Below are 26,757 nucleotides of genomic sequence, written 5' to 3'. Positions count from 1 at the left end.
CACCACCGCGGCCCGCGCCCGTCAGCTCCCGGGCTGTGCCACCCCGGGCGCCGGCGACTGCGCGTTGCCCGCGATGCCGTACCGCCCGGTCCCGCCGTCGAGCTGTTCCTTCAGCGCCAGCACGGTGCTGACCCGCCCGGCGGCCGTGTTCGCGTTGTCCACAGTGGACAGGATAGACGTCGCCGAGGTGTCGGCCCGCACGAAGCCGATCGCGCCGGTGCCCTCGGCCGACGCCGGGTCGCCCGCGAGCACCGTCCCGGCGCCCGAGCGGTCCAGCTGCGCCGCGAACCGGGCCAGCGTCGCGGCCTTGTCGCCCGCCCCGTCACCCGTCGCCTGGCCGCCGGTCAGCACCAGCGCCAGCTGGCCCGGCGCGATGCCCGGGCTGGCGTTGGCGAACCCGCCGTCCTGCAGCCCCGCGATCGCCGCCGCCAGTTCGTCCGTTGTGGACTGCGGCTGCGCGGTGTCCTTGTTGAGCAGCAGCACCGAACCGACCAGCGCCCCGGCCAGCGTGCCCGGATCACCCGCGGTCGGGAACGTCGAGCCGGCCGGCTGCAGCCTCGTCACCACCTGACGCAGCTGGTCGGCCTTCACCGGATCGGTGAACGAATCGGTCAGCTGCAGCTCCCCCGACACCCGCGCGCCGGACTGCTCGATCAGCTGCCGCAGCGCGTCGCGGTCGGCCGGGTTCGCCTCCTGCGTCGTGATCAGCACGACCGAGCGCCGGTCCAGGGCGCCCGCGACCACCTTCGGGCCGACCGACCCGGCGAAGGCGTCCGCATCGGACAGCCGCGCGTTCAGCTCGTTGCGCTGGGCCTGGAGATCGGACACCTGCGTGGCGAGCTTGCCCTTCTCGTCGGACAGCCCGGACAGCAGCGACCCGTTCAGCGCCGTCGACCCGAGCACGACGCCCACGGCCAGCGCCAGGAACACCGCCGCGATCGAGACGATGTGGTACCGCAGAGAAATCACGTGAAGAGCCCCTTGACCCAGCTTGTGAACGAATCCCAGGTGGAGCGCGCCCAGTCCAGGTACGCCCCGCCGACGTCGGACATGAGCAGCGCGACCGCGACCGCGACGAGCGCGGCGACCACGAGCAGCACCACCGCGCCCAGCGACACGCGGCTGCGGTGCAGCGCGGCGACCGCCTTGCCGTCGACCAGGCGCGTGCCGAGCTTGAGCCGGGTCAGGAACGTCGACGGGTTCGACCCGGACCGGCCGTGGTCGAGGAACTCCCGCAGCGTCGCCTGGAACCCGACGGTGACCACGAGCCCGGCCTCGTGGGCGTCGGCGAGCAGCAGCGCCAGGTCCTCCGGGTTGCCCGACGCGGGGAAGGTGACCGCGCCGATGCCCAGGTCCTGGATGCGCGCCACACCCGGCGCGTGCCCGTCCGGCTGGGCCGGGACGACGACCTCGGCGCCGCACTTGAGCGTCTCGGCGTCGATGCCGAACGGGTCGCCGACGATGATGTCCGGCTGGTACTTCTGCGCGCGCAGCGTGTCCGCGCCGCCGTCCACGCCGATCAGCACCGGCCGGTGCTCGGCGATGTACTTCTTGAGCGCCCTGAGGTCTTCGGCGTGCCCCTTGCCGGGCGCGACGACCAGCACGTGCCGGTCGCGCAGCGGCACCCGCACCTCGGGCACGCCGACGCCGTCGAGGATCAGCGTGCGCTCCCGGCGCAGGAACTCGATCGTGTTCGCGGAGAAGGCCTCCAGCTGGGTGGACATCCCGGCCTTGGCCTCGATCATCTGGTCGGCCACGCTGTCCGGCGTCTGCTCGCTGCCGCCGGCGATCTGCCGGTCGCCGACGTACACGACGCCCTCGTGCAGGCGGACGCGGCTGCCGTCCTTGATCCGGCGCAGCACCTCGCCGCCGACGTTGTCGACCAGCGGGATGCCGGCGTTGACCAGGATCTCCGGGCCCAGGTTGGGAAACCGCCCGGAGATCGACGGCGAGGCGTTCACCACGGCGGCGACCTCGGCTTCGACGAGCGCGTCGGCGGTGGCGCGGTCCAGGTCGATCTGGTCCAGCACCACGATGTCGCCGGGGCCGACGCGCCGGAGCAGGTCGCGCGTGCGCCGGTCCACCCGGGCGACGCCGACGATGCCGGGGAGGGCCTCGGTGTTGCGGTTGAGCAGACCGGGAAGCTTCATGTGTCCGATGGTGACAAACGAACACCGGATGTCCGCTCGCAACACGCCGTGCACAATCCGGTTTCTCGCGGTGATGCCCGGCGGCACCGGTGCGTGTGGACGGTCAGCGCTTGGGACGCTTCCCCGGCTTGCGGCGGGGTTTGGCGGCCGCCTGCTTGTCCGCGTCGGCCACCGCGAGCAGTTCCTCCGCGTGCGCGCGCCCGGTCTCGGTGCTCTCCATCCCGGCGAGCATCCGCGCCAGCTCGACCACCCGCTCGGACTTCTGCAGGGTCTTCACGTCGCTGCGCGTGACGCCCTCCGCGGTGCCCTTGTCGACCACCAGGTGCCGGTCGGCGAACGCGGCCACCTGCGGCAGGTGGGTCACCACGAGCACCTGGTGGGTGCGGGCCAGCCGGGCCAGCCGCCGCCCGATCTCGATCGCCGCACGGCCGCCGACCCCGGCGTCGACCTCGTCGAACACCAGCGTCTGCACGGTGTCCGCGTCGGCCAGCACGACCTCGATCGCGAGCATCACGCGGGACAGCTCACCGCCGGAGGCGGCCTTGTGCACCGGCATCGCCGGCGCGGCCGGGTGCGCCTTGAGCATCAGCTCGACGTCGTCGACGCCGGAGCCGCCCGCGTGCACCAGCTCGCCGTCCACGCGCAGCGCCTGCGGATCGGACGCGTCGGTGGCGCGCCGCTTCACGGTCACCTCGATCTGGGCCTGGCCCATCGCCAGGCCGGACAGCTCCTCGGTGACCGCACCGGCCAGCTCCGCGGCCGCGGCCGAGCGGGCCTTCGACACCGCGGCGGCGTGCCCGGCCAGCTGCTCCGCCAGCTCGTCCCGCCGCGCGGCCAGCGCCGCCAGCGCTTCCTCGGAGGTGTCCATCGACGCCAGGCGCGAGTTCGCGTCCTCGGCCCAGGCCAGGACGCCGTCGACGTCGGCGGCGTACTTGCGGGTCAGGGTCTTCAGCTCGGCCTGCCGGGCGAGGATCTGCTCCAGCAGGCCCGGATCGGCGTCCAGCCCGTCGAGGTAGCCGCCCAGCTCGGCGCCCACGTCGTTGAGCAGCATCTCGGCCTCGGCCAGCCGGGGCTCCAGGTCCCGCAGCGCCGAGTCGTCCGCGCCGGACAGCCGGCGGCGCGCCTCGCCGATCAGGCCGAGCGCGCCGGGCTGGTCCGGGTCGCCGTCCGCGGCCCCGGACACCGCCGCCTGCGCGGCGCTGGCCGCGGCCCGCAGCTCCTCGGTCGCGGTGAGCCGCTTGACCCGCTCGGCCAGCTCCGCGTCCTCCCCCGGCTTCGGGTCGACGGCGGCGATCTCGTCCAGCCCGTGCTTGAGCAGGTCGGCCTGCTGCGCCATCTCGCGCGAGCGGCTGGTGCGTTCGGCCAGCTCGGCGACCACGGCGAGCCACTCGTCGCGGACCGCCCGGTACTCGCGCAGCGGCTCGGCGACGTCGTCCCCGGCGAACCGGTCGAGCACGTCGCGCTGCTCGGCCGGGCGCAGCAGCCGCAGCTGGTCGTTCTGCCCGTGCACGGCCAGCAGCCGGTCGGCCAGGTCGGACAGCACGCTGACCGGCACCGAGCGGCCGCCCAGGTGGGCGCGGGAGCGCCCGTCGGCGCCCACCGAGCGCAGCGCGATGAGGCTGCCGTCCTCGTCGGTCTCGCCGCCGGCGTCGGCGACGATCCGGGCGACGTGCTCGGCGAACACGCCTTCGAAGCGTCCCTCGACGCTCGCCCGGCCCGAGCCGTTGCGGACCTTCGACGCCTCGGCGCGTCCCCCGGACAGCAGGTGCAGCCCGGTGACGACCATGGTCTTGCCGGCGCCGGTCTCGCCGGTGACCACGGTGAATCCCGGGTGCAGTTCGAGCAGGGCGTCCTCGATCACTCCGAGGCCCTGGATGCGCATCTCGGCCAGCACGCAGACCACCGTAGCGGTCCGCCCCGACAATCCGCGCCCGCCTCGCCTCAGCGCGCGTGCCGTTCCCGCCAGCTCTTGACGGGCAGCGAGAACTTGTGGACCAGCCGGTCGGTGAACGGGCCCGGGTGCAGGCGGGCCAGCCGGACCGGCACCTCCCCCGCCACGACCTCGACCCGCGCGCCGCGCGGCAGGGCGATGTGGCGCAGCCCGTCGCAGGTCAGGACCGCGGGCGAGCCGAACGGGTCGATGCCGACGGTGATCACCGAGTCCCGCGAGACGACCAGCGGGCGGGAGAACATCGCGTGCGCGTTGCTGGGCACGACGAGCAGCGCCTCGACGTCGGGCCAGATGATCGGGCCGCCCGCGGAGAACGCGTAGGCGGTCGAACCGGTCGGAGTGGCGCACAGCACACCGTCGCAGCCGAAGGCGGACACCGGCCTGCCGTCGACCTCGATGAGCGCGTCCAGGATCCGCTCGCGGGTGCTCTTCTCCACGCTGGCCTCGTTGAGCGCCCAGGTGCGCGCCACGATCCGGCCCTCGACCGACACCGTCACGTCGATCGTCATGCGCTCCTCGACGGTGTACTCGCGGGACACCACCCGCTGCACGGTCTCGGTGAGCGCGTCCGAGTCGGCCTCGGTGAGGAACCCGACCCGGCCCAGGTTGACGCCCAGCACCGGCACCCCGGCCGGGCGGGCCAGCTCGGCGGCCCGCAGCAGGGTGCCGTCGCCGCCGAGCACGAGCACCAGCTCGGCGCCGCGGGCCGGGTCGTCGTGCGGCGCGACGAGGGTGCACAGCTCGTCCAGGGAGTCGTGCTCGATCAGCTCCTTGACCTCGTCGTCGATGACGCGCAGCCCGATGCCGGCCTCGCTGAACCGGGTCGCGACCTCCCGCGCGGCGTCCTTGGTCGTCTCCCGGTCGGGGTGCATGACCAGCAGCACCTCGCGGCTCTCGCTCACTGGGGACCCTTCCCGACCGCGTCGCGGACCAGTTGCTCGACGTCCTGGTCCGGCGCCGGATCGCGGCGCAGCCAGGCGAAGTATTCGACGTTGCCGGACGGTCCCGGCAGCGGGCTGGCGACCACCCCGTGCGGGTGCAGGCCCAGCGCGGCGGCGGAGTCCAGCACGTCCAGGACGGCGCGGGCGCGCAGGTCCGGGTCCCGCACCACCCCGCCGCTGCCGAGGCGTTCCTTGCCGACCTCGAACTGCGGCTTGACCATCGGCAGCAGGTCGGCGCCGGCGGTCGCGCACGCGGCGAGCGCGGGCAGGACCAGGCGCAGCGAGATGAACGACAGGTCGCCGACGACCAGGTCGACCGGCCCGCCGCACTGCTCGGGGGTGAGGTTGCGGACGTTGGTCTTGTCCAGCACGACGACGCGTTCGTCGGTCTGCAGCCGCCAGTCGAGCAGGCCGCGGCCGACGTCGGCGGCCACGACCTGGCTGGCGCCGCGGCGCAGCAGGACGTCGGTGAAGCCGCCGGTCGAGGCGCCCGCGTCGAGGCAGCGTTTGCCGGCGACGGACAGCCCGGCCGGTTCGAAGGCCTCGAGCGCGCCGAGCAGCTTGTGGGCGCCGCGGGAGGCCCAGCCGGGGTCGTCGGCGGATTTGACCACGATCGGCGCGCCGGTGTCGACGCCGGTGGCGGGTTTGCCGGCGACCATGCCGTTGACGGTCACCTTGCCCTCGCTGATCAGCGTGCTGGCGTGCTCGCGGGAGCGGGCGAGGCCGCGGCGCACCAGTTCGGCGTCCAGGCGGGCCCTGCGGGGCATCGGCTCACACCTTGTCGATGCTGGACAGGGCGAAGGTCAGCTCGGAGTGCACGGCGTCGAAGCGCTCGACGTGCTCGGCGAGCGGGATCTGGTCCAGGTCGTCGAGCGCGGCCATGGCCTCCTCGATGCCCGCGCGCGGGTCGGCCTGCGGCGCGGCGCTCGGCGGCGGCCCGGGCACCGGGCGCGGCGGCTGCGGAGTCGGTTGGTGCTGCACGGTCACCACGCTAACGGATCGGCTCGCCGCCGGAGGGCAGCCCCAGCTCGGTGAGGGCTTTTCCGGCGGAGTCGTCTCCGGCGCGGACGGCGGTGACGCCGGTGTCCCAGGCCGTGGCGCAGAGGGTGCGCAGCAGGGCCAGCGGGTCGCCCTCGCCGGTCACCAGGAGGGTGTCGCCGTCGCGGCGGACCTGCCAGCCGGGCTGCGGGGCGACGCGGAGTTCGTCCGCGGGCTCGGCCAGGGCGCCGAGGTCGGCGCCGAGGTAGGTCGGGCGCTCGGCGGGCACCGCGGTGACCAGGGTGGCGGGGGTGGCGACGCCGGTGAGCACGCACAGCGAGTCCATGCCGGCGGTGACGGCGCCCGCGATGTCGGTGTCCAGCCGGTCCCCGATCGCCAGCGGGCGGTTCGCGCCGGCCGACTTCGCGGCGGTGTGGAACAGCGGGGCCTCGGGCTTGCCGGCGACCTCCGGGGTGGCGCCGGTGGCGGCGCGCAGGGCGGCGACCATCGAGCCGTTGCCGGGCAGCAGGCCGCGTTCGGTGGGCAGGGTGGTGTCGACGTTGCAGGCCACCCACAGCGCACCGGCGCGGATGGCGAGGCACGCCTCGGCCAGGTCGGCCCAGCCGGTGGCGGGGTTGTGGCCCTGCACGACGGCGGCGACGTCGTCCCCGGCCTCGCGCACGGGCTCCAGGCCCACGGCGGTGATCTCGTTCGCGAGCGCGGCGGTGCCGACGACGAGGACGACCGCCCCGGCGGGCAGCCGGTCGCCGAGGAGCCGGGCGGCGGCCTGGGCGCTCGTGCTGACCTCGTCCGGGGTGGCGTCGACGTCGAGGCCGCGGAGGTGGGCCGCGACGTCGCCGGGCGCCTTGGACGCGTTGTTGGTCACGAAGCGCACGGGCGCGCCCTGGTCGCGCAGCTGGCGGATGGCCGCCGCGGCCCCCGGGATGGGCCGGGGGCCGCGGTAGACGGTTCCGTCGAGGTCGAACAGGAACGCGTCGTAGGCGGCCTGGAGGGCGTCAGCCATTCGCGAGCTCCGCGGCGCGCTCGGCGGCGTCGGTCTCGTCCTCCGCATCCGCTTCGGCGGCGTGCAGAAACCAGCGGAGCGCTTCTTCGCCGCGGCCGGCCGCGACGAGGTTGTCGGCGTAGGCGTAGAACAGCCGGGCGCTCCACGGGTCGCGCTTGCGCGGGTCGAGGTCGTCGCCCTGCAGGGAGACGACGGCGGCGTCCACCTGGCCGAGGTCGCGCCGCGCCCCGGCGGCGACGATCTTCAGCTCGATCTCGACGTCCCGCGGCAGCTTGTGGCCCTGCATCTCCTTGGCGAGGTCCAGGGCTCGCTCGGGGCGGCCCAGGGCGCGCTCGGCGTCGGCGATGACGGCCACGTGCTGGTCGGTGTGGGTCATCCGGCGGACGGCCCGCAGCTCGGCGAGGGCTTCCTGCCAGCGGCCGGCGTGGTAGGACACCAGGCCGAGCGCCTCGCGGACGATCGGGATCCGGGAGGCGCGGGTCTTGGCGTACTTGGCGTGCGCCAGGGCGGCCTCCGGGTCGGTGTCGATCAGGTTCCCCGCCGCGACGAGGTGCTTGCCGACGGTCTCGGCGAGCGACTTGGGCAGCGAGCGCAGCTCCCGCCGGACGTCCGGGTCGAGGTCGCTGTACTCGATGTCCTCCGGCAGCTCGGGCGCTTCGAGCAGCTCCCGCGCGAGGGCCGCGTCGTCCAGATCACCGCCGCGCCTACCGCGCCGGTCATCACTCCGGCGGCGCTCCTCACGCGCAGCGGCGGAGCGGAACTCCGCGTCCGCGATCTCGACGTGCTCCTCACGGGCCACCGGAGCGGCAGCCGGCCCAGCGACGTCGTCTTCGTCGAGGGCGCCGGCCTCGTGCTCCGCGCGGACCACAGGAGCCGCCCCGGCGATGTCGTCATCATCGAGGGCGTCGGCCTCGCCGCGTTCCGCACGGACCACAGGAGCCGATCCGGCGATGTCGTCTTCGTCAGGGGTGTCGGCTTCATGCTCCGCACGGACCACGGGAGCCGCCCCGGCGATGTCGTCATCATCGGCGATGCCGGCCTCCTGGGCGCTCTCACGCCCAACGACCTCGCCTCCGGCGAGGCTGCCCTCGGCAGCCACCTCGCCGGCGGTCTCCCCGTGCTCCTCATTCGTCACCGGCGCGGCCACCTCGTCGGCCGGGCGCGCCTCTTCGTCGGTCAGCTCGATCGAAGGCTGCCCAGCCTGCGGCTGGTCCAGCCGCTCCTCGGCGGGCACGGAGCGCTCGTCGCCGACCGGCTGGGGCCGCTCGCCGCGATCGAACCCGCGGCCCGAGCGGTCGTCATCGCGCTTCGGGCTTGGCCGGGCGCCACGATCGGAGCGCTCGTCCCGCTTCCAGCCAGAGCGGTCACCACGCTCGAAACGGCCCCCCGAGCGGTTGTCCCGCTCGAAGCGCCCCCCGGAGCGATCGTCCCGTTGGAAACGGCCGCCGGAGCGATCGTCACGGCTGCCGGGGCGGTCGTCGCGGTTGAAGCGGCCTCCGGAGCGGTTGTCGTCGAACTTGCGGGCCGGCCGGTCGCCGCCGCGGTCGAACTTTCCGCCCGGGCGGTCGTCCCGGCCGTAGCCGCGCCCGCCCGACCGGGTGTCGTCACGACGGGGACCACCGGAGCGGTTGTCGTCCCGCTTCCCGTAGCCGCCGCCACGCCGGTTGTCACTCCCGCGGTTGTCGTCGCGGTTCCAGCCCGGGCGGTCACCACGCCGGTCGTCGAAGGACCGGCGCTCGCCGCCGCGGTTGTCGAACGAACGACCCCCGCGGTTCTCGTCGCGACGGTCGCCACCGCGCGCCTCGAAGGACCGGCCGCCCCGCTCACCACGGTTGTCGGAGGAACGGTCGCCACGGTTCCAGCCGCCGCGGCTCTCGAACGAGCGCCCGCCACGGCTTTCCTCGCGACGGTCACCGCCACGCCCCTCGAAGGAGCGCCCACCACGGTCCTCGCGACGATCGCTGCCACGTCCTTCGAAGGAGCGGCCTCCACGGCTGTCATCGCGGCGCCCCTCGAACGAGCGGCCACCGCGCTTGTCGTCGCGGTTCCAGTCCCGGCGGTCGCCACCCCGCCCTTCGAACGAGCGCCCACCGCGGTTCTCATCACGGCGCCCCTCGAAGGAGCGGCTGCCACGGTTGTCGCCGCCGCGCCCCTCCGCGGAGCGGCTGCCGCGGTTGTCGAACGATCGGCCGCCGCGATCGTCGCGGGTCCAGCCCTGGCGATCGCCACCGCGCCCCTCGGAGGGGCGGTCACCACGGCGATTGTCGTAAGAGCGGTCGCCGCCGCGGCCCTCGGAGGGGCGGTCGCCGCGGCGGTTGTCGTACGAGCGGTCGCCGCGCTTGTCGTCTCGGTTCCAGCCGCCGCGGTCGTTGCCGCGGCGGTTGTCGTCCCGGGTCCAGCCGGACCGCTCGCCGCGTCGGTCGTCGGAGCCGCGGTTGCTTCCACGGCGCTCGTCGTCGCGGTTCCAGCTCGAGCGGTTGCCCGTGCCGCCTCGGCGGTCGCCGAAGTCGCGTCCGCCGGATCGTTTGTCGTCCTGCCGGCCATATCCGCCCGACCGGCCACCCTGTCCCGCCTTGCCGTGCGGGGTGCCTCGCTGTGCTCCCGATCGTCCTGCGCCGGGAGCCGTATCGCGGCGCCGGGGGCGATCGGACGCGGCGCCGTCGAAGTCGCGCCGTCCGAAGTCCGCCACCTGGGCCTCCTCTTTCTAGGTTGTGAAGATCAGTAAACGCGCCAAGGGCCCGTCAGGCGAGCCAATCGGCTATCCTAACGGGCCCTTGGGAAAGGGTGTTCGGCGGTGTCCTACTCTCCCACACCCGCGGGGGTGCAGTACCATCGGCGCTGGCAGGCTTAGCTTCCGGGTTCGGAATGGGACCGGGCGTTTCCCTGCCGCCATGACCACCGAAACTCTGTGAAACAACCACAGGTGTGGTGTGGTGTCTCAGAGTTGCAGAGCGGATGCGTAGCAGCTTCGTGGGCAAGTCCTCGGCCTATTAGTACCAGTCCACTCAAAAACACATTACTGTGCGTCCATGTCTGGCCTATCAACCCAATCGTCTCTTGGGGGCCTTAACCCACAAAGGGGTGGGAGACCTCATCTAGGAACAGGCTTCCCGCTTAGATGCCTTCAGCGGTTATCCCTTCCGAACGTAGCTAACCAGCCATGCCACTGGCGTGACAACTGGCATACCAGAGGTTCGTCCGTCCCGGTCCTCTCGTACTAGGGACAGCCTTCCTCAAGTCTCCTACGCGCGCGGCGGATAGGGACCGAACTGTCTCACGACGTTCTAAACCCAGCTCGCGTGCCGCTTTAATGGGCGAACAGCCCAACCCTTGGGACCTACTCCGGCCCCAGGATGCGACGAGCCGACATCGAGGTGCCAAACCATGCCGTCGATATGGACTCTTGGGCAAGATCAGCCTGTTATCCCCGGGGTACCTTTTATCCGTTGAGCGACATCCCTTCCACCAGGAGATGCCGGATCACTAGTCCCTGCTTTCGCACCTGCTCGACCCGTCAGTCTCACAGTCAAGCTCCCTTGTGCACTTACACTCAACACCTGATTGCCAACCAGGCTGAGGGAACCTTTGGGCGCCTCCGTTACCTTTTAGGAGGCAACCGCCCCAGTTAAACTACCCACCAGGCACTGTCCCTGAACCCGATCAGGGCCCTAGGTTAGATTCCCAATCCGACCAGAGTGGTATTTCAACAACGACTCCACCACCACTAGCGTGACAGCTTCACAGTCTCCCACCTATCCTACACAAGCCGAACCGAAAACCAATACCAAGCTATAGTAAAGGTCCCGGGGTCTTTCCGTCCTGCCGCGCGTAACGAGCATCTTTACTCGTAGTGCAATTTCACCGGGCCTGTGGTTGAGACAGCCGGAAAGTCGTTACGCCATTCGTGCAGGTCGGAACTTACCCGACAAGGAATTTCGCTACCTTAGGATGGTTATAGTTACCACCGCCGTTTACTGGCGCTTAAATTCTCAGCTTCGCCCCCGAAGAGAGCTAACCGGTCCTCTTAACGTTCCAGCACCGGGCAGGCGTCAGTCCATATACCTCGTCTTACGACTTCGCATGGACCTGTGTTTTTAGTAAACAGTCGCTTTCCGCTGGTCTCTGCGGCCAACTCACCCTAGCCCGCACGGGGCTTCAAGTGCTTTGGCCCCCCTTCTCCCGAAGTTACGGGGGCATTTTGCCGAGTTCCTTAACCACAGTTCACCCGACCGCCTTAGTATTCTCTACCTGACCACCTGTGTCGGTTTGGGGTACGGGCCGCACATGTTCTCGCTAGAGGCTTTTCTCGGCAGCAGAGGATCACCCTACTTCGCCTCAACGGCTACGCATCACGTCTCACCCTCAACGGGACACGGATTTACCTATGTCCCAGGCTACACGCTTACACCAGTACAACCACTCACTGGCGGAGCTACCTTCCTGCGTCACCCCATCGCTTGACTACTACACACTCAGGCCCCACGCTCACCGATCTCAACCCGAAGGTCTCCACCGGCTCGGGTGGTTAGTATCATGCGCCTCATCATGGGCGAACATACGCGGGTACGGGAATATCAACCCGTTGTCCATCGACTACGCCTGTCGGCCTCGCCTTAGGTCCCGACTTACCCTGGGCAGATTAACTTGACCCAGGAACCCTTGGTCATCCGGCGGCAGAGTTTCTCACTCTGCATTCGCTACTCATGCCTGCATTCTCACTCCCACACCCTCCACGACTGAGTTCCCTCGCCGCTTCCCTGGATGCAGGACGCTCCCCTACCCAACAACACCACTGCACAACACTCCCAAAGAGCATTGCGGATGTATATGTGTCATTGACACGGCTTCGGCGGTGTACTTCAGCCCCGCTACATTATCGGCGCAGGACCACTTGACCAGTGAGCTATTACGCACTCTTTCAAGGATGGCTGCTTCTAAGCCAACCTCCTGGTTGTCTCGGCGACCCCACATCCTTTCCCACTAAGCACACACTTAGGGGCCTTAGCCGGTGTTCTGGGCTGTTTCCCTCTCGACGACGAAGCTTATCCCCCGCCGTCTCACTGCCGCACTCTCACGTGATGGTATTCGGAGTTTGGTTGACTTCGGTAACCCGGTAAGGCCCCTAGGCCATCCAGTAGCTCTACCCCCACCACGAAACATGCGACGCTGCACCTAAATGCATTTCGGGGAGAACCAGCTATCACGGAGTTTGATTGGCCTTTCACCCCTACCCACAACTCATCCCCCAGGTTTTCAACCCTGGTGGGTTCGGCCCTCCACGAGGTCTTACCCTCGCTTCAGCCTGGCCATGGGTAGATCACTCCGCTTCGGGTCTAGACCACGCGACTCACACGCCCTCTTCAGACTCGCTTTCGCTACGGCTACCCCACACGGGTTAACCTCGCCACGCAGCACTAACTCGCAGGCTCATTCTTCAAAAGGCACGCCATCACAATCAAACGATCGCTCTGACGGCTTGTAGGCACACGGTTTCAGGTACTCTTTCACTCCCCTCCCGGGGTACTTTTCATCTTTCCCTCACGGTACTCGTCCGCTATCGGTCACCAGGAAGTATTTAGGCTTACCGAGTGGTCCCGGCAGATTCACAGCAAATTCCACGAGCTCGCTGCTACTCGGGAACACCACCACACCACACCAACACAGCTTTCGCGTACGGGACTCTCACCCACTCCGGTCCACCATCCCAGGCGGTTCCACTAGCCATGCAGCACGATGCCAGAACTGTCAGATTCTGGAAGATGGATCCCACAACCCCGCACACACAACCCCTGACAGGTATCACATGCGCACGGTTTAGCCTCCTCCGCTTTCGCTCGCCACTACTCACGGAATCACTAGTGTTTTCTCTTCCTACGGGTACTGAGATGTTTCACTTCCCCGCGTTCCCTCCACGCACCCTATATATTCAGGTACGGGTAACACCTCATAACAGGTGCTGGGTTTCCCCATTCGGACACCCTCGGATCACAGCTCGGTTGACAGCTCCCCGAGGCTTATCGCAGCCTCCCACGTCCTTCATCGGCTCCTGATGCCAAGACATCCACCATGTGCCCTTAACAACTTGACCACAAAGATGCTCGCATCCACTCTGCAATTCTCAAACACCACACCCAGAAACAACACACCGTGTTGCCTCAGGACCCAACAGCGTAAAGATGAACACCCACCAGCGGACTTTGTCACTGTCGTTCCACACCGTTGCCGGCAGTACTGAACCAGGAACTCCATCCCCCGATGAGCATCAGCCAGTCGTCCACAATTCCTTGAGCAACCAGACAGTGCCACAGTCGGACACTGAGCCTGGCCACTCCACTCACCATCGGCAAGTGGATGTGTTGTGCTCCTTAGAAAGGAGGTGATCCAGCCGCACCTTCCGGTACGGCTACCTTGTTACGACTTCGTCCCAATCGCCAGTCCCACCTTCGACCACTCCCTCCCTTACGGGTTGGGCCATGGGCTTCGGGTGTTACCGACTTTCATGACGTGACGGGCGGTGTGTACAAGGCCCGGGAACGTATTCACCGCAGCGTTGCTGATCTGCGATTACTAGCGACTCCGACTTCACGCAGTCGAGTTGCAGACTGCGATCCGAACTGAGACCGGCTTTAAGGGATTCGCTCCACCTCACGGTATCGCAGCCCTCTGTACCAGCCATTGTAGCATGTGTGAAGCCCTGGACATAAGGGGCATGATGACTTGACGTCATCCCCACCTTCCTCCGAGTTGACCCCGGCAGTCTCCCGCGAGTCCCCGCCATTACGCGCTGGCAACACAGGACAAGGGTTGCGCTCGTTGCGGGACTTAACCCAACATCTCACGACACGAGCTGACGACAGCCATGCACCACCTGCACACCGGCCACAAGGGGGCCGACATCTCTGCCGGTTTCCAGTGCATGTCAAGCCCAGGTAAGGTTCTTCGCGTTGCATCGAATTAATCCACATGCTCCGCCGCTTGTGCGGGCCCCCGTCAATTCCTTTGAGTTTTAGCCTTGCGGCCGTACTCCCCAGGCGGGGCGCTTAATGCGTTAGCTACGGCACGGACAACGTGGAAGTCACCCACACCTAGCGCCCAACGTTTACAGCGTGGACTACCAGGGTATCTAATCCTGTTCGCTCCCCACGCTTTCGCTCCTCAGCGTCAGTATCGGCCCAGAGACCCGCCTTCGCCACCGGTGTTCCTCCTGATATCTGCGCATTTCACCGCTACACCAGGAATTCCAGTCTCCCCTACCGAACTCAAGCCTGCCCGTATCCACTGCAGGTCCGGAGTTAAGCCCCGGATTTTCACAGCAGACGCGACAAGCCGCCTACGAGCTCTTTACGCCCAATAATTCCGGACAACGCTTGCACCCTACGTATTACCGCGGCTGCTGGCACGTAGTTAGCCGGTGCTTCTTCTCCAGGTACCGTCACTTACGCTTCGTCCCTGGCGAAAGAGGTTTACAACCCGAAGGCCGTCATCCCTCACGCGGCGTCGCTGCATCAGGCTTCCGCCCATTGTGCAATATTCCCCACTGCTGCCTCCCGTAGGAGTCTGGGCCGTGTCTCAGTCCCAGTGTGGCCGGTCACCCTCTCAGGCCGGCTACCCGTCGTCGCCTTGGTAGGCCATCACCCCACCAACAAGCTGATAGGCCGCGGGCCCATCCCGTACCGCCGAAACTTTCCACCCCACACCATGCGGTGTGGAGTCATATTCGGTATTAGACCCCGTTTCCAGGGCTTATCCCAAAGTACAGGGCAGGTTACCCACGTGTTACTCACCCGTTCGCCACTCATCCACACCCGAAGATGCTTCAGCGTTCGACTTGCATGTGTTAAGCACGCCGCCAGCGTTCGTCCTGAGCCAGGATCAAACTCTCCAACAATGCTAGAAAATCGATCCGGCTATATTCATAGCCTCAAAGGAACCCACAAAGGGTTCTAGCTAATCAACTGGCTTTAGCTCATCAATACACTGTTGAGTTCTCAAACAACACGTTTTGTTGTGTCACCCGACGACCAACCAGCGACACGAAGTCTCACAACTCCGATTACACTGTGGTTTCGTCCGGCGGCGGTCACCCACTCTACCACCATCGGTGGGAGCTTGGTTCGTGACCCCCCGCCCGGTACCCCGTGCTCCTGGGCCTCTCGGCTCCGGCCCGGTCTCCCTGGCGACGAAGAGAAGATTACATGGTCGGAAACCCCCCTTGCACAGGGGGGTCCCTTAACCGCGTTTCCCCTGGTCAGGCCAGCAATTTGACCCCGGCGGTGTTCCGCTTGCCGCGGCGCACCACGAGCCACGTGCCGTGCAGGGCGTCCGTGCGCTCCGGCCGCCACTCCTCGTCGGCGATCTTCGCGTTGTTCACATACGCGCCGCCCTCCTTCACGGTGCGCCGCGCCGCGCCCTTGCTGTCGACGAGACCGGTGGCCACGAGGAGGTCGACGATCGTCGGCTCGTCCGCGAGCCGCACCTCGCCGACCGGCACCTCGGCCATGACCGCCTCGAGCGTGCGCGTGTCCAGCTCCGCCAGCTCACCACGGCCGAACAGGGCCTGGCTCGCGGCAATCACCTGACGCGTCTGCTCTTCGCCGTGCACCAGCGTGGTCAGCTCTTCGGCGAGCCGGCGCTGCCCGGCCCGCAGATGCGGCTTCTCCTCGGTCAGGCGGGCGATCTCGTCGATCTCCTCGCGCGGGACGAACGTCAGCATGCGCAGGTAGGGCAGGACGTCGGAGTCCGTGACGTTGACGAAGTACTGGAACCACGCGTACGGCGAGGTCATCTCCGGGTCGAGCCAGAGGTTGCCGCCCCCGGTGGACTTGCCGAACTTGCGTCCCTCCGAGTCGGTCACCAGCGGTGTCGTCAGCGCGTGCACGCTCGCGCCGTCCACCTTGCGGATGTAGTCCACCCCGCCGACGATGTTGCCCCACTGGTCCGAGCCGCCGATCTGCAGCTTCGTCCCGTACTTCCGGAACAGCGTCAGGTAGTCGTAGGACTGCAGGAGCAGGTAGCTGAACTCGGTGTAGGAGATGCCGTCGGAGGCCAGGCGCCGCTTCACCGTCTCCCGCGCCAGCATCACGTTCACCGAGAAGTGCTTGCCCACGTCGCGCAGGAAGTCCAGCGCCGAGACGTCCTTGAACCAGTTCAGGTTGTTCTCCACGATCGCCCCGGTCGGCGAGTCGTCGAAGGTCACGAACTTCTCCAGCTGCACCCGGATCTTCTCCAGCCGGGCGGCGGTCACCTCGGGCGTGACCAGCGAACGCTCACCGACGTCGCGCGGGTCGCCGATCTGGCCGGTGGCTCCCCCGCCGAGCACGATCGGCCGGTGCCCGGCCTGCTGGAACCGCGCGAGCGTCAGCAACTGGACGAGGTGGCCGGCGTGCAGGCTGTCCGCGGTCGGGTCGAAGCCGCCATAGAGGGTGAGCGGACCGGCGTCCAGATCCTTCCGCAGCGCATCGAGGTCGGTGGACTGCGCGATCAGCCCGCGCCAGGACAGTTCGTCGAGGATGTGTTCGCTCACGGCTCGATACTCTCCTACGAGGTCAACCGACTATTTCGCGGGGCGCACCCGCCCGCCGCGCCGGTAGAGCGACACGGCCGGGGAGTCGTCGATCCAGAACCGCCACGGCGTGTCCATCGCCGCCGCCACCCCGACCCGTGGGCCCGACCGGACGCGCTCGGCGGGGATCTCCTCACCCGTCAGCAGGCGCACCGGCGACTCCGGGTCGACCAGGTCGGCGCCGTTGTGCTGGGGGCCGATGCCGAGCGCGGAGGTCAGCCGGGCCGGCCCGCGGGCCAGTTCGACGTCCTTGCGCGCGGCCTTGCGGCGGGACCGCGCCAGGTCGGCACCCTCGGTGATCTCCGCGGCGCGCAACAGCACCGCTCCCGCCTCGCCGTCCTCCCGGCCGACCACGTTGGCGCAGAAGTGCATGCCGTAGACGAAGTACACGTACAGGTGACCCGCCGGGCCCCACATGACGGTGTTGCGCGGGGTGCGTCCGCGGTAGCAGTGCGACGCCGGGTCGTCCTCCCCGCGGTAGGCCTCCACCTCGACCAGCCGGGCGCGCACGGTGCCCTCGGGGCCCGTCGCCTCCAGCACCGAGCCGAGCAGCACGTACGCCAGGTCGACCGGGTCGATCGCCAGCTCCTCGCGCTTGAACAGACGCCCGGTCATCGCAGCACCACCTCGCCACCGGGGGTGGCGAGCACCGCCTCCAGCCGCGGGCCGGGACCGGTGACGACCGTCAGCGCGGCCCCGAGCGCGGCGAGCGGGCCGGCGACCAGGCCCGGATCCGGGTGAACGCCGGTCAGCGACACGAGCGTGACGCCGCCGGGCAGGCTCTCGGCCGGGTGCGGCGACTCCTGCCAGTCGATGAGGAACGGCACCACTCCCCCGTCCTGGCGCGGGAAGGCCAGCGACCAGCTCAGCAGCGCCCCGTCGGGTCGCCGGCGCGACATCGGCAGCTCGTCGCCGAACGGGTAGCCGGCCGCGCCCGACCGCTCCCGTGCCGCGCCCAGGTCCGGCACCCGGATCGCCCAGGTGACCAGCCGCGGGGCGGTCAGGTCGTCGATGCCGAACCAGCGCGGCCCGTCCGGCGCGTCCTGCTCCGGGTCCGGGCCGATGACCTCCAGGTACGCCCCGTCGCCGAGGCCGGCCAGGTGGTTGCGGGTGCCGCGACCGGGGTGCGCGCCGCCGGGCACGAGGCCGATCCCGCGCCCGCGCAGCTCCGCCACCGTCCCGGCGAGGTCCGGTGTCGCGTAGACGAGGTGGTCGAGGTTCACCCGATCCACTGCCGGTGGTCGGCGGCCCGCGCGACGAGCCGGTCGAGCTGCTCGGCCACGCGAGCCGGGGCGGTGCCGCCGCGGGCGTCCCGGGAGGCCACCGAGCCCTCGACGGTCAGCACCTCCCGCACCCGTGGCGTGAGCGCCGGGCTGATCTTCTCCAGTTCCTCGTCGGTGAGCTCGTCGAGGCCGGCCCCGCGCGCCTCCGCGACCCGCACGCACTCCCCCGCGGCCTCGTGCGCGACGCGGAACGGCACGCCCTGCCGCACCAGCCATTCGGCGATGTCGGTGGCCAGGGTGAAGCCGGCCGGGGCGAGTTCGGCGAGCCGCTCGGTGTGGAAGGTCAGGGTGCCGACCATCCCGGCGATGGCCGGGAACAGCAGCTCCAGCTGCTCGACCGAGTCGAAGACCGGTTCCTTGTCCTCCTGCAGGTCCCGGTTGTAGGCCAGCGGCATGCCCTTGAGCGTGGCGAGGAGCCCGGTCAGGTTGCCGATCAGCCGTCCGGACTTGCCGCGGGTCAGCTCGGCGACGTCCGGGTTCTTCTTCTGCGGCATGATCGAGCTGCCGGTGGCCCACGCGTCGTCGAGCGTGACGTAGCCGAACTCGGCCGTGTTCCAGATGATGACCTCTTCGGCGATGCGGGAGAGGTTCACGCCGAGCATGGCCAGCACGAACGCGAACTCGGCGGCGAAGTCGCGGGAGGCAGTGCCGTCGATGGAGTTCTCCACGCTGGTGGCGAACCCCAGCTCGGCGGCCACGGCCTCCGGGTCGAGTCCGAGGGACGACCCGGCCAGCGCGCCCGAGCCGTAGGGCGATTCCGCGGTGCGGGCGTCCCAGTCCCGCAGCCGGCTCACGTCCCGCAGCAGCGACTGCGCGTGCGCCAGCAGGTGGTGCGCCAGCAGGACCGGCTGCGCGTGCTGGAGGTGGGTGCGGCCCGGCAGGATCGCGTCCGGGTGCCGCCGCGCCTGCGCGACCAGGGCGTCGACGACGTCCAGCGTGCCCGCGGCGACCCGCTTGCCCGCGTCGCGCAGCCACATCCGGAACAGCGTGGCGACCTGGTCGTTGCGGGAGCGTCCGGCGCGCAGCTTGCCGCCCAGCTCGGCGCCCGCGCGCTCGATGAGGCCCCGCTCCAGCGCGGTGTGCACGTCCTCGTCGGCGACCGTCGGCGTGAACGCGCCGGAGGAGACGTCCGCGGCGAGCGTGTCCAGGGCCGCGAGCATGCGGGTCAGCTCGTCCGAGGTCAGGAGACCGGCCTGGTGCAGCACCCGGGCGTGGGCGCGGGAGCCGGCGATGTCGTAGGGCGCCAGCCGCCAGTCGAAGTGCGTCGACGCGCTCAGCGCCGCCATCGCCTCGGCCGGGCCGCTGCTGAAGCGCCCGCCCCAGAGCGCGATCCCCGGTTGGCCGTTGTCTGCCATGTGTTCGTCTCAGCCTTCGCTCATTCGTGGTCGTCCAAGTCCAAAGTAGAGGAACGCCGCGCCAGCGCCGAGAACCGGTCGGCCAGGTCCCGGCCGGTGAGCGGCTCGCGCGCGATCACCGCCACCGTGTCGTCCCCGGCGATCGACCCGACCACCTCCTCCAGCGCGGCCCGGTCGATCGCGCTGGCCAGGAACTGCGCCGCGCCCGGGGGCGTGCGCAGCACCGTCAGGTTGCCCGAGGAATCCACCGACACCATCAGCTCGGCCAGCAGCCGGGACAACCGCGACGTGCCGCCCTGGACCCCCCGCACCGGGCTGCCGTCCTCCGGGATCACGTACACCGGCGCACCGGAGTCCGCGCCCCGCAGCTTGACCGCGCCCAGCTCGTCGAGGTCCCTGGACAACGTAGCCTGCGTGACGTCGACGCCCTCGGCGGCCAGCAGCTTCGCCAGCTCCGTCTGGCTGCGGATGGCCATCGACGAGACCAGCTCGACGATGCGGGCCTGCCGGGCGGCGCGGTTCATCGTCGTTCGTTCATGAGCCATACCAACAGCGCCTTCTGCGCGTGCAGACGGTTTTCGGCCTCGTCCCACACCGCGCTGGCCGGGCCGTCGATCACCTCGTCGGTGATCTCCCAGCCGCGGTGGGCGGGCAGGCAGTGCAGCACGATCGCGTCGTCCCCGGCCTCGGCCAGCAGCTCGGCGTTGACCTGCAGCTTCTTGAAGGGCGTGACGCGGTCCATGCCGTCGTTCTCCTGGCCCATCGAGGTCCAGGTGTCGGTGACCAGGACGTCGGCGCCCTCGACCGCGGCGTGCGGCTCGGTGAACACGCCGACGCTGCCGCCGGTCTCCGCCGCGCGCTTCTTCGCGTCGGTCACCACGTCCGCGTCCGGCTGGAAGCCCTCCGGCGCGACGACCCGGACGTGCAGGCCCGCGGTCACCCCGCCCAGCAGCAGCGAGTGGGCCATGTTGTTGGCGCCGTCGCCGAGGTAGGTCAGCGTCAGCCCGGCCAGCTTGCCCTTGCGCTCGCGGATGGTCTGCAGGTCCGCCAGCACCTGGCACGGGTGGAACTCGTCGGTCAGCGCGTTGACCACCGGGACCGTGGCGGCCGAGGCCATCGCGACGATGCGCTGCTGGGCGAAGGTGCGCCAGACGACGGCGTCGACGTAGCGCGAGAGCACGCGCGCGGTGTCCTCGATCGTCTCCTCGCGGCCGAGCTGCATCGAGCGGCCGTCCACGATGATCGGGTGGCCACCCAGCTGGGCGATGCCGACCTCGAACGACAGCCGCGTGCGGGTCGAGTTCTTCTCGAACAGCACGGCGACCGACTTGGGGCCGGCCAGGGCCCGGTTGGACAGCGGGTCCTGCTTCAGCTCGGCGGCCAGGTCGAGGACGGCCAGCTGTTCGTCCGGGGTCAGGTCGTCGTCGCGCAGGAAGTGGCGGAGCATCGGGCAGTCAGTCCTTCGTGGTGGTGGTGTCGAGCGCGCCGGGCAGCGCGGCGAGGAAGCCCTCGGCCTGCTCCTGGCTCAGGATCAGGGGCGGGGCCAGCCGGATCGTGTCCGGAGCGACCGGGTTCACCAGATAACCCGCGGCCTGGGCGGCCTGCGCGACGGCGGGCGAGACGGGCTCGTTGAGCATGATGCCGATCAGCAGCCCGGCGCCGCGCACGCCCTTGACCAGCGGGTGGGCCATGTCCTCGACGCCGGCGGCGATGTCCTTGCCGACCCGGGACACGTGGTCGATCAGGCCGTCGCGGGAGATGGCGCGCAGCACCGCGAGCCCGGCCGCGCAGCACACCGGGTTGCCGCCGAAGGTGGTGCCGTGCTGGCCGGGCTTGAGCAACTCGCCCGCCTCGCCGACGCCGATCACCGCGCCCAGCGGCAGCCCGCCACCCAGCCCCTTGGCGAGGGTGATGAGGTCCGGGACGATGCCGGCCCGCTGGAAGGCGAACCAGTCGCCGGTGCGGCCGATGCCGGTCTGCACCTCGTCGAGCACCAGCAGGGTGCCGGTCGCCTTGGTGATCTCGCGGGCGGCCTGCAGGTAGCCGTCGGGCGCGGGGATGACGCCGCCCTCGCCGAGGATCGGCTCGAGGAACACCGCGGCCGTGTCGGTGTCGACCGCCGCGCGCAGGGCGTCGGCGTCGCCGAACGGGACGTGCACGACGCCGGGGACCAGCGGCTCGAACGGCTGCTTCTTGCCGGGCTGACCGGTCAGCGACAGCGAGCCCATGGTGCGGCCGTGGAAGGCGCCCTCGCAGGCGACCACCTTGGTGCGGCCGGTGAGCCTGCTGATCTTCAGCGCCGCCTCGTTGGCCTCCGCGCCCGAGTTGACGAACAGGACCTTGCCCTGCGCGGCCAGGCCGGCGACGTCGAGCAGCGCCTCGGCCAGCTCGACGGTGACCGGGTTGACGTAGAGGTTGGAGGTGTGGCCGAGCTTGGTGATCTGCTCGGTCACGGCGGCCACGATGTCCGGGTGGGCGTGCCCCAGTGCGTTGACCGCGATACCGCCGACCAGGTCGACGTACTCGGCGCCGTCGGCGTCCCAGACGCGGGCGCCCTCGCCGCGCACCAGCGTCAGGCCGGGGGTGCCGTAGTTGTCCATGAGGGCGGACTGCCAGTGCTGCCGTCCGTCGGCGTTGGAGGAGAGCGCGTCCATCAGGACTCCTGTTCGGGGAGGACCATGGTGCCGATCCCGCGGGAGGTGAAGACCTCCAGCAGGACCGAGTGGGCGATGCGGCCGTCGATGACGTGGGCGCGGCGGGTGCCGCCGCGCACCGCGCGCACGCAGGCCTCCATCTTCGGGATCATGCCGCTGGCCAGGGTCGGCAGCAGTTCCTCGAGCCGGTCCACGCGGATCCGGTCGATGAGCGACGAGCGGTCCGGCCAGTTCGCGTAGAGGCCCTCGACGTCGGTGAGCACGACCAGCTTCTCGGCGTCCAGCGCGGCGGCGAGCGCGCCGGCCGCGGTGTCGGCGTTGACGTTGTGCACCACGCCGTCGGCGTCCGGGGCCACCGTGGACACCACGGGGATGCGGCCGGCGTTGACGATGTCCAGCACCGCGTCCGGGTTGACCGAGGCGACCTCGCCGACCAGGCCGACGTCGACGGGCTCGCCGTTCACGGTCGCCTGCTTGCGTTCGGCGGTGAACAGCTGGGCGTCCTCGCCGGAGATGCCGACCGCGTACGGGCCGTGGGCGTTGATGAGCCCGACCAGCTCGCGGCTGACCTGGCCGACCAGGACCATGCGGACGATGTCCATGGTCTCCGGGGTGGTGACGCGCAAGCCGCCGCGGAACTCGCCTTCGATGCCGAGCCTCGCCAGCATCGCGGTGATCTGCGGGCCGCCGCCGTGCACGACGACCGGGCGCAGGCCGGCCAGCCGCAGGAACACCATGTCCTGGGCGAAGGCGCGTTTGAGCTCGTCGTCGATCATCGCGTTGCCGCCGTACTTGACGACGACGGTGGCGCCGTGGAACCGCTGCAGCCACGGCAGGGCTTCGATCAGCACGCCGGCCTTCTCGGCCGCGGTGGCCGTCCGGTCGTCGGCCGCGACCAGTTCGGGAGGAGTCATGAGGAGTAGGCGCTGTTCTCTTCGACGTAGGCGTGCGACAGGTCGGTGGTGAAGATCGTGGCCTCGCTGGCGCCGATGCCCAGGTCGATCACGATCTCGATGGCGCGGCCGGACAGGTCGGCCGCGGACCGGTCGGCCGCCGTGGTGCCGTTGGCGAACAGGGTGACGCCGTTGATGCTGATCGACAGCGTGCCCGGGTCGATCTCGGCCTGGGCGCGGCCGACCGCCATCGCGACGCGGCCCCAGTTCGGGTCCGAGCCGAACAGCGCGGTCTTGACCAGGTTGTCCTCGGCGACGGTGCGGCCGACGTTGATCGCGTCCTGCTCGCTGGCGGCACCGCGTACGACGACGTCGACCTCCTTGGTGACGCCCTCGGAGTCGGCGCGCAGCTGCTGGACCAGGTCCATGCAGGCGGCGGTGAGGACGTCGGTGAACTCGTCCAGGCCCGGGGTGATGCCGCTGGCGCCCGAGGCGAGCACGAGAACGGTGTCGTTGGTGGACGTGCCGCCGTCCACGTCGAGGCGGTCGAAGGTGACGCGGGTGGCAGCGCGGAGCGCGGCGTCGAGCGCGTCCGGGTCGACGACCGCGTCCGTGGTGAGGACCGCCAGCATCGTCGCCAGGTTCGGCGCGAGCATGCCCGCGCCCTTGGCGAAACCGCCGACGCTCCAGCCGCCGTCGTGGCCGCGCAGTGTCTGCTTCGGCTTGCTGTCGGTGGTCATCACGGCGGTCGCGGCGGCCAGGGCCGACTCGGCGGTGGTGTCCAGGGCCTTGACCGCGGCGTCCACACCGGACAGCACGGCCGGCATCGGCAGCCGCTCCCCGATCAGGCCGGTCGAGCACACCGCCACGTCGATCGCGCCGACCTCGAGCAGCTCGGCGACCTTCTCGGCGGTGGCGTGCGTGTCCTGGAACCCGCCGGGGCCGGTGGCCGCGTTCGCGCCGCCGGAGTTGAGGACGACCGCACGCAACCGCTTGTGCCGCAGCACTTCCTGGGACCACAGCACCGGCGCCGCCTTGACGACGTTGCGGGTGAACACGCCCGCCGCCGCCTGCTCGGGCCCGTCGTTGACGACGAGCGCGAGGTCCAGGGCGCCGGATACCTTGATCCCGGCGGCCACGCCTGCGGCGCGGAACCCCTTCGGTCCGGTCACGGTCACGGTGCGACTCCTACTGTCGGAAGGCCGGTGGTCTCGGGGAGACCGAGTGCGATGTTCATGGACTGGATGGCGCCGCCCGCGGTGCCCTTGGTCAGGTTGTCGATCGCGGCCACGACGACCAGCCTGCCCGCGTCGGCGTCCACCGCGACCTGCAGCTGCACGTTGTTCGAGCCCAGCGTCGCCGACGTGACCGGCCAGCTGCCCTCGGGCAGGACCTGCACGAACGGCTCGGCCTGGTAGGCCTTCTCGTACACCGCGCGCGCCGCCGCCGTGTCGGTCTCGCCCGCCAGCGGCGCGCTCGCCGTGGTGAGGATGCCGCGCGGCATCGGCGCGAGGACCGGCGTGAACGACACGGTCACCGGCACCCCGGCGACCGAGCTGAGGTTCTGCGCGAACTCCGGCGTGTGCCGGTGCGCGCCACCGACCCCGTACGCGCTCGCCGAGCCCATCACCTCCGAGCCCAGCAGGTGCGGCTTGAGGCTCTTGCCCGCGCCGGAGGTGCCCGTGACCGCCGTGATGGTCACCTCCGGCCGCACCAGGCCGGCCGCCAGTGCCGGGGCCAGCGCGAGCGTGCCGCCGGTCGGGAAACAGCCCGGCACGGCGATGCGCTTGGTGCCGGCGAGCTTCTCCCGGGCGCCCGGCAGCTCGGGCAGGCCGTAGGGCCAGGTCCCGGCGTGGTCACCGCCGTACCAGCGCTGCCAGTCGGCCGCGCTGGTCAGCCGGTGGTCGGCGCCCAGGTCGACGACCAGCACGTCCGGCCCGAGCTGGGCCGCGATCTCCGCTGAATGACCATGCGGCAGCGCGAGGAAGACCACGTCGTGGCCGCCCAGCGTGTCCACGGTGGTTTCCTGCAGGATGCGCCCGGCCAGCGGGACCAGGTGGGGGTGATGCTGACCCAGCGGGGTGCCGGCACTGCTCGCCGCCGTCACCGCACCGATTTCGACCTCGGGGTGCGCCAGCAGCAGGCGGAGGGCTTCCCCGCCCGCGTACCCGCTCGCCCCGGCCACCGCGACCTTCACCGTCATACGAATGATTATGCATTGCGACGGAAGATCAATCAAACGAGTTCCGGCGGGGTCACAGTCGGCCGGGGCTGGGGCGGGCGTCAGCGCTCAGCTGCCACAGTCACCTCCGGCGGGCGGGGTGGTGCCGGTCGAGTGGGTCCGACATTCCGCGAGCGGTTCCGCCCCGAGGCGCGGGCCTGCCGTTGGCCGACGCTGCGCGAGCCGCCCGGCCTGAGCCACGGGCCTGTCCTTGGCCGGCATAGCGCGAGCAGCCCCGCCCGAAGTGCGGGCCTGTCCTTGGCCGACATTCCGGGAGGGGCCCCGGCCTCAGGCGCGGGCCTGCCGTTGACCGGCACTGCGCGAGCAGCTCAGACGCGAGCCTGTCCTTGACCGGCACTGCGCGAGCGGCCCCCGCCCGACGTGCGTGCCTGTCCCTGGTCGGCACTGCGCGAGCGGCCCGCCCGAAGCGCGTGCCTGCCGTTGACCGGCACTGCGCGAGCGGCCCCGGCGGCGCGAGGTGTGCGTCAGGCGGCATCGCCACTCCCCTCCGGTGCGGTTCGCATGCTCGGCGGGTCGGGCAAGTACTCCCCGCGGCGCTCGGGATCGCAACCCACCCGCGGCAGCCGTGCCCGGATGCCGCCAGGGCTGCGGCCGAGGTCGCGGGCGATGTCCGCCACGCTCTCGCCCGCGATCCACCGCCGCTCGAGTTCGGCGTCGAGTTCCGGCGTCCACGGTCGGCCCTGGCTGGCCGGCCGGTCGCGCCCTCTTCGCCCGCCCGGATCGGCCAGGGCGGCGTGATGTCGCAGTGTCTCCGACAGCACCGAGCCGAGTGTCTCCGCCGCACCGGCGGCGACTTCGATCTGCCCGTCGGCGACGGGCTCGCCCTCGGCTCCGGCGGCGCCGACCCGGATCACGAGGCGGTCGGCGAGCAGGTCACGGTCACCGCCCGGCAGCACGGTGACCTCGATGGAAAACGTGGTGTTGCCGGCCCGGAGGGTGCTCCGGTGCTCTTCGATGATGTTCATGCCCGGCACGCTAGCGACCCCCACCGACAATTCCGGATCACCGTCCGTCGCGCGGCGGTCGCGGACCGAAATTGTCGTACCCCCCGCCTAACGTTGTTCACCTCATCACGCACCACTGGGGGAGACATGAGGGAACACCAGTTCTGGCGGCTCGTCACCGGACGGCCGGTCGCGGAGATCGGCGAGCTTCTGCGAGGACGATCGGCGCTGGACATCATCCGGTTCCACCACCACTTCAGGCGCCTCCACCTGCGCGCCTGCCGGTGGGACGTGTGGACGGCGTTCGGCCTGGTCCTCGGGGGCGCCGGAGCCGGTCAGCTGCGCGACGGCGTGTGCTGGCTGATCCTGCGGGGCCGCCGCACCTACCACCGGGCGCTGGTGAACCCGGACGTGCTCGCGGAATTCCGGATCGACCCGCTGGAGATCACTCGATCCGGTGATCTTGCCGGCCTGGCACTGCGGTTGCTGACGCCGCCCGGTCGGGGCGAAGTGGCCACGGCGTGCGGCGAGGCGCTCGCAGCCGTCCTGGGCGAAGCCGGTCCACACGGATTGCCGCCAGGTGAGCGTCCCTCGCTCGACGCCGACACGCTGGCACGCTGCTACCCGCGGCTGACGGCGCGGTACGGGCTCGTCGCCGAGCCGATCACCGTCCTCACCGCGGTGAGGACGAGCCGATGAACAGCCACCAGCCGCCGACGCACGGCGACGCGACGAGCACCAGCCGGAGCTACCGACCGGGCACCCACCCGACGGGGACCG

The 26,757-nt window shown here is 70.1% G+C and carries 20 protein-coding genes and 3 rRNA genes; 1 reads left to right on the top strand and 22 read right to left on the bottom strand.

The annotated features are described in order from the left end of the window. Nucleotides 1–21: 21 nt before the first annotated feature. The 22 genes from L1857_RS16265 to L1857_RS16160 all read right to left on the bottom strand — a co-directional run bounded on the left by L1857_RS16265 (nucleotide 22) and on the right by L1857_RS16160 (nucleotide 25,998). Nucleotides 22–969 carry a copper transporter gene (locus tag L1857_RS16265; protein ID WP_116109954.1) on the bottom strand — a complete coding sequence of 316 codons (948 nt, stop codon included), beginning with the start codon at nucleotides 967–969 and terminating at the stop codon, nucleotides 22–24. Then, nucleotides 966–2,150 carry a putative cytokinetic ring protein SteA gene (gene steA / locus L1857_RS16260; RefSeq protein ID WP_094008697.1) on the bottom strand — a complete coding sequence of 395 codons (1,185 nt, stop codon included), beginning with the start codon at nucleotides 2,148–2,150 and terminating at the stop codon, nucleotides 966–968. The genes L1857_RS16265 and steA overlap by 4 nt, the downstream gene beginning before the upstream one ends. Nucleotides 2,151–2,253: 103 nt before the next feature. Next, a complete protein-coding gene (gene recN / locus L1857_RS16255) occupies nucleotides 2,254–4,044 on the bottom strand; it encodes a DNA repair protein RecN (protein ID WP_198958384.1) in 1,791 nt (596 codons plus the stop codon). A gap of 47 nt (nucleotides 4,045–4,091) precedes the next feature. Further along, a complete protein-coding gene (locus L1857_RS16250; protein WP_094008699.1) occupies nucleotides 4,092–5,003 on the bottom strand; it encodes an NAD kinase in 912 nt (303 codons plus the stop codon). Beyond that, a complete protein-coding gene (locus L1857_RS16245; protein ID WP_094008700.1) occupies nucleotides 5,000–5,809 on the bottom strand; it encodes a TlyA family RNA methyltransferase in 810 nt (269 codons plus the stop codon). The genes L1857_RS16250 and L1857_RS16245 overlap by 4 nt, the downstream gene beginning before the upstream one ends. A gap of 4 nt (nucleotides 5,810–5,813) precedes the next feature. After that, nucleotides 5,814–6,023 (bottom strand): hypothetical protein, encoded by a 210-nt coding sequence (locus L1857_RS16240; RefSeq protein ID WP_191244011.1) that lies wholly within the window; start codon nucleotides 6,021–6,023, stop codon nucleotides 5,814–5,816. A gap of 10 nt (nucleotides 6,024–6,033) precedes the next feature. Next, the gene (locus L1857_RS16235; protein WP_249465483.1) at nucleotides 6,034–7,044 is read right to left on the bottom strand and encodes an HAD-IIA family hydrolase; all 1,011 of its coding nucleotides are present in this window, start codon (nucleotides 7,042–7,044) and stop codon (nucleotides 6,034–6,036) included. Continuing rightward, on the bottom strand, nucleotides 7,037–9,733 hold the full coding sequence (locus L1857_RS16230) for a hypothetical protein (protein WP_233157518.1): 2,697 nt from the start codon (nucleotides 9,731–9,733) through the stop codon (nucleotides 7,037–7,039). Before L1857_RS16230 ends, L1857_RS16235 begins: the two co-directional genes overlap by 8 nt. Before the next feature lie 97 nt (nucleotides 9,734–9,830). Next, a 5S ribosomal RNA gene (rrf, locus tag L1857_RS16225) occupies nucleotides 9,831–9,947 on the bottom strand. Nucleotides 9,948–10,014: 67 nt separating this feature from the next. Then, nucleotides 10,015–13,132, bottom strand: a 23S ribosomal RNA gene (locus L1857_RS16220). Nucleotides 13,133–13,413: 281 nt separating this feature from the next. Further along, nucleotides 13,414–14,932 (bottom strand): 16S ribosomal RNA (locus L1857_RS16215). The 16S, 23S and 5S rRNA genes sit together here, the layout of an rRNA operon. A gap of 360 nt (nucleotides 14,933–15,292) precedes the next feature. Further along, on the bottom strand, nucleotides 15,293–16,567 hold the full coding sequence (tyrS, locus tag L1857_RS16210) for a tyrosine--tRNA ligase (protein ID WP_094009098.1): 1,275 nt from the start codon (nucleotides 16,565–16,567) through the stop codon (nucleotides 15,293–15,295). A gap of 30 nt (nucleotides 16,568–16,597) precedes the next feature. Then, the gene (locus L1857_RS16205; RefSeq protein WP_116112594.1) at nucleotides 16,598–17,221 is read right to left on the bottom strand and encodes a DNA-3-methyladenine glycosylase; all 624 of its coding nucleotides are present in this window, start codon (nucleotides 17,219–17,221) and stop codon (nucleotides 16,598–16,600) included. Further along, nucleotides 17,218–17,829, bottom strand: coding sequence for a VOC family protein (locus L1857_RS16200; protein ID WP_094009100.1), 612 nt, complete (start codon nucleotides 17,827–17,829; stop codon nucleotides 17,218–17,220). The genes L1857_RS16205 and L1857_RS16200 overlap by 4 nt, the downstream gene beginning before the upstream one ends. Further along, nucleotides 17,826–19,244: an argininosuccinate lyase gene (gene argH, locus L1857_RS16195; protein WP_094009101.1), complete on the bottom strand. Its 1,419-nt coding sequence runs from the start codon at nucleotides 19,242–19,244 to the stop codon at nucleotides 17,826–17,828. The genes L1857_RS16200 and argH overlap by 4 nt, the downstream gene beginning before the upstream one ends. A gap of 20 nt (nucleotides 19,245–19,264) precedes the next feature. Next, nucleotides 19,265–19,768 (bottom strand): arginine repressor, encoded by a 504-nt coding sequence (locus tag L1857_RS16190; RefSeq protein WP_233157550.1) that lies wholly within the window; start codon nucleotides 19,766–19,768, stop codon nucleotides 19,265–19,267. Next, nucleotides 19,765–20,691 carry an ornithine carbamoyltransferase gene (gene argF / locus L1857_RS16185; protein ID WP_116112600.1) on the bottom strand — a complete coding sequence of 309 codons (927 nt, stop codon included), beginning with the start codon at nucleotides 20,689–20,691 and terminating at the stop codon, nucleotides 19,765–19,767. The genes L1857_RS16190 and argF overlap by 4 nt, the downstream gene beginning before the upstream one ends. 7 nt (nucleotides 20,692–20,698) lie before the next feature. Beyond that, entirely contained in the window at nucleotides 20,699–21,898 is a 1,200-nt protein-coding gene (locus L1857_RS16180) for an acetylornithine transaminase (protein ID WP_094009104.1), read from the bottom strand. Beyond that, entirely contained in the window at nucleotides 21,898–22,812 is a 915-nt protein-coding gene (argB, locus tag L1857_RS16175) for an acetylglutamate kinase (protein WP_094009105.1), read from the bottom strand. The genes L1857_RS16180 and argB overlap by 1 nt, the downstream gene beginning before the upstream one ends. Beyond that, entirely contained in the window at nucleotides 22,809–23,969 is a 1,161-nt protein-coding gene (gene argJ, locus L1857_RS16170) for a bifunctional glutamate N-acetyltransferase/amino-acid acetyltransferase ArgJ (RefSeq protein ID WP_249465482.1), read from the bottom strand. Before argJ ends, argB begins: the two co-directional genes overlap by 4 nt. Next, nucleotides 23,966–24,994: an N-acetyl-gamma-glutamyl-phosphate reductase gene (gene argC / locus L1857_RS16165; protein WP_116112608.1), complete on the bottom strand. Its 1,029-nt coding sequence runs from the start codon at nucleotides 24,992–24,994 to the stop codon at nucleotides 23,966–23,968. Before argC ends, argJ begins: the two co-directional genes overlap by 4 nt. Before the next feature lie 503 nt (nucleotides 24,995–25,497). Beyond that, nucleotides 25,498–25,998, bottom strand: coding sequence for a helix-turn-helix domain-containing protein (locus tag L1857_RS16160; RefSeq protein WP_116112610.1), 501 nt, complete (start codon nucleotides 25,996–25,998; stop codon nucleotides 25,498–25,500). Nucleotides 25,999–26,124: 126 nt separating this feature from the next. Here L1857_RS16160 and L1857_RS16155 point away from each other — a divergent pair, with 126 nt between their 5' ends. Further along, the gene (locus L1857_RS16155) at nucleotides 26,125–26,676 is read left to right on the top strand and encodes a DUF4240 domain-containing protein (protein WP_116112613.1); all 552 of its coding nucleotides are present in this window, start codon (nucleotides 26,125–26,127) and stop codon (nucleotides 26,674–26,676) included. The last annotated feature ends 81 nt before the right edge of the window (nucleotides 26,677–26,757 follow it).

It is taken from the genome of Amycolatopsis thermalba (genome assembly GCF_023376025.1).
GTDB classification, from domain to species: Bacteria; Actinomycetota; Actinomycetes; order Mycobacteriales; family Pseudonocardiaceae; genus Amycolatopsis_E; species Amycolatopsis_E thermalba.
This window is presented reverse-complemented; position numbering and strand designations above follow the sequence as displayed.